At 72.8% G+C, this 2,342-nt stretch carries 3 protein-coding genes; 2 read left to right on the top strand and 1 reads right to left on the bottom strand.

The genetic code is table 11. The annotated features are described in order from the left end of the window. Window positions 1–71: 71 nt before the first annotated feature. Entirely contained in the window at window positions 72–647 is a 576-nt protein-coding gene (locus NT8_RS27905) for a hypothetical protein (RefSeq protein ID WP_157516005.1), read from the bottom strand. Between the two features lie 238 nt (window positions 648–885). Here NT8_RS27905 and NT8_RS27900 point away from each other — a divergent pair, with 238 nt between their 5' ends. Next, the gene (locus NT8_RS27900) at window positions 886–1,407 is read left to right on the top strand and encodes a peptidylprolyl isomerase (RefSeq protein WP_067976036.1); all 522 of its coding nucleotides are present in this window, start codon (window positions 886–888) and stop codon (window positions 1,405–1,407) included. A 10-nt stretch (window positions 1,408–1,417) separates the two neighbouring features. After that, complete coding sequence (locus tag NT8_RS27895) at window positions 1,418–2,293, top strand: rhomboid family intramembrane serine protease (protein ID WP_067976033.1); 876 nt, start codon at window positions 1,418–1,420, stop codon at window positions 2,291–2,293. The last annotated feature ends 49 nt before the right edge of the window (window positions 2,294–2,342 follow it).

Below are 2,342 nucleotides of genomic sequence, written 5' to 3'. Positions count from 1 at the left end.
GCGAACGCCGATGGCCCCGCCGGATTCCGGCGGGGCCATCGGCGTTCGCGGCCGTCCCTGAGCGGGGCGCCCTACTTCTTCACGCGGCCGTTGAGCTCCTGCGCGGATTTCTTCGCGCCCGCGGCGGCGGTCTCCTTGGCCTCCTCGGCGTCGTCCTTGACCTCGGCGGCGGTGCCGGTCACCTTCTCCTTGGCCTGCTTGGCCTTGGCCGACAACTGCTCACGGGTCTCGCGGACCTGCTCGCGCGCCTGGTCGAGGTTCTCCTGCCACTCGGCGTCCTGGGACGCCTGGCGCAGCTTCAGCACCCCGTATACGGCGATGGCGCCGAGGGTCGCCGCCCCGGCGAAGACGAGCACGCGGGGGAGGCGGCGCCGCCCGCGGAGGGGGCCGGGGTCGACCTTGTGGGCCGCTGAGGTGAGGAGGTCGGCGACGCGCGGCGCCACGGTGTCCTCGACGCGCTGCGCCGCCTGCTCCAGGCGGGGGGCGGTCCAGCCGCGGGCCTGGTGGAGCCGGAGTGCGGCGGTCTCCTTGGCCTGGTCGGCGTAGGGACTGAACCGCTCGGACTGCTCGCGGGCGAGTTCCTGCAGGCGGGCGAGGGCCGCCTCTGCGTCGAACTCGGCCGTGCGGCGCTTGAGTTTGCTGGGCACGGTGACCTCCTTTTCTTTCAGCATCGGGGTAGCCCCTGCCCGAACGCGGACGTCCTATGCGCGGGGCCGCCATCGCGCGGCTCACATACCCGCGTTACCCGTGCGTTATACAACATTCGGCGGCCGTTGGCGCGCCGGACGGTCCGGCGGCGTGCGCCGGAGGGCGGCGGGAGCGAGACGGCGCGGGCGGAGCCGGTAACGTGGGGCCCGTCAGCGTCCACAACGGAAAGGCACCCAGGTGTCCGAGGTCAACGGTCAGCCCCGAGCGCGGCTGAACACCACCAAGGGAACGATCGTCGTCAAGCTCTTCGCGGAGCAGGCGCCGGAGACGGTGGCCAACTTCGTCGGCCTCGCCGAAGGCACCAAGCAGTGGATCGACCCCACCACCGGGAGCCCGAGCAGCGCCAAGCTGTACGACGGCACGATCTTCCACCGGGTCATCGGCGACTTCATGATCCAGGGCGGCGACCCGCTCGGCAACGGCCGCGGCGGCCCCGGCTACAAGTTCAAGGACGAGTTCAGCGGCCTCAAGTTCGACCGCCCCTACCTGCTCGCCATGGCCAACGCCGGCCCCAACACCAACGGTTCGCAGTTCTTCATCACCGTGGGCACCCCCGACTGGCTGAACAACCGCCACACCATCTTCGGTGAGGTCGTCGAGGGCACCGACGTGGTCGACGCCATCGCCGCGGTCGACACCAACCCGCAGGACCGCCCGCTGGAGGACGTCGTCATCCAGTCCGTGCAGATCGAGCGCTAGGGCCGGACCCATGAGCGCCTCCCCTCCTCCCCGCAGCGGCGAGCCCGGCGCCCAGGCCGTCCCCACGTGCTACCGGCACCCCGAACGCGAGACCTACGTCCGGTGCACGCGGTGCGACCGGCCGATCTGCCCGGACTGCATGCGCGAGGCCCCGGTGGGCCACCAGTGCGTGCAGTGCGTGGCCGAGGGGCAGAAGGGCGTGCGCCGGCCGCGCACCGTCTTCGGGGGGAGGGTGGCGCGGCAGCCGTACGTCACCTACGCGCTGCTCGGACTCATCGTCGCCGGCTTCCTCGCCCAGTCCGTGGTCCCCGGCCTGGCCGGGCGCTACATGATGTGGGGCGTCGGCGTCATCAACGGGCAGTGGGACCGGCTGCTCACCGGGGCGTTCCTGCACGGCGGCCTCATGCACGTGGCGTTCAACGGGTTCGCCCTGTGGGTGGTCGGCCGCCAGGTCGAGGACTGGCTGGGCCACGCGCGCTACCTGGCGCTGTGGCTGCTGAGCGCGCTCGGCGGGTCGGTCCTGTCGCTGGCGCTGGTGCCGGACCAGGCGTCCGTGGGCGCCTCGGGGGCCGTCTTCGGCCTGTTCGGCGCGGTGTTCGTCATCGGGCGGCGGCTGAACCTCGACACCCGGTTCATCCTGGGCCTGCTCGCCGTGAACCTGCTCATCACGTTCCTGGTCCCGCAGATCTCGTGGACCGGGCACATCGGCGGGCTCGTCACCGGGCTGGCCGTCGCGGCGGTCTACGCCTACCTGCCGACCGGCGGGCGCACCGGGGCGGCGGCCGACCGCACCCGGACGCTCGTCCACGCCGGCGCCACCCTCGCGGCGGCCGTGCTGCTCGTCGGGGCGGCCATCGGGCTGGTGGCGTACTGGACGTCGGGCTGACCGGCGCGCGCCGGACGCGGAGCGGGGCGGGACCGGTCGGTCCCGCCCC

Origin of the sequence: Nocardiopsis trehalosi NBRC 14201, from assembly GCF_001552555.1 — a bacterium.
Taxonomy (GTDB): domain Bacteria; phylum Actinomycetota; class Actinomycetes; order Streptosporangiales; family Streptosporangiaceae; genus Nocardiopsis_B; species Nocardiopsis_B trehalosi.
This window is presented reverse-complemented; position numbering and strand designations above follow the sequence as displayed.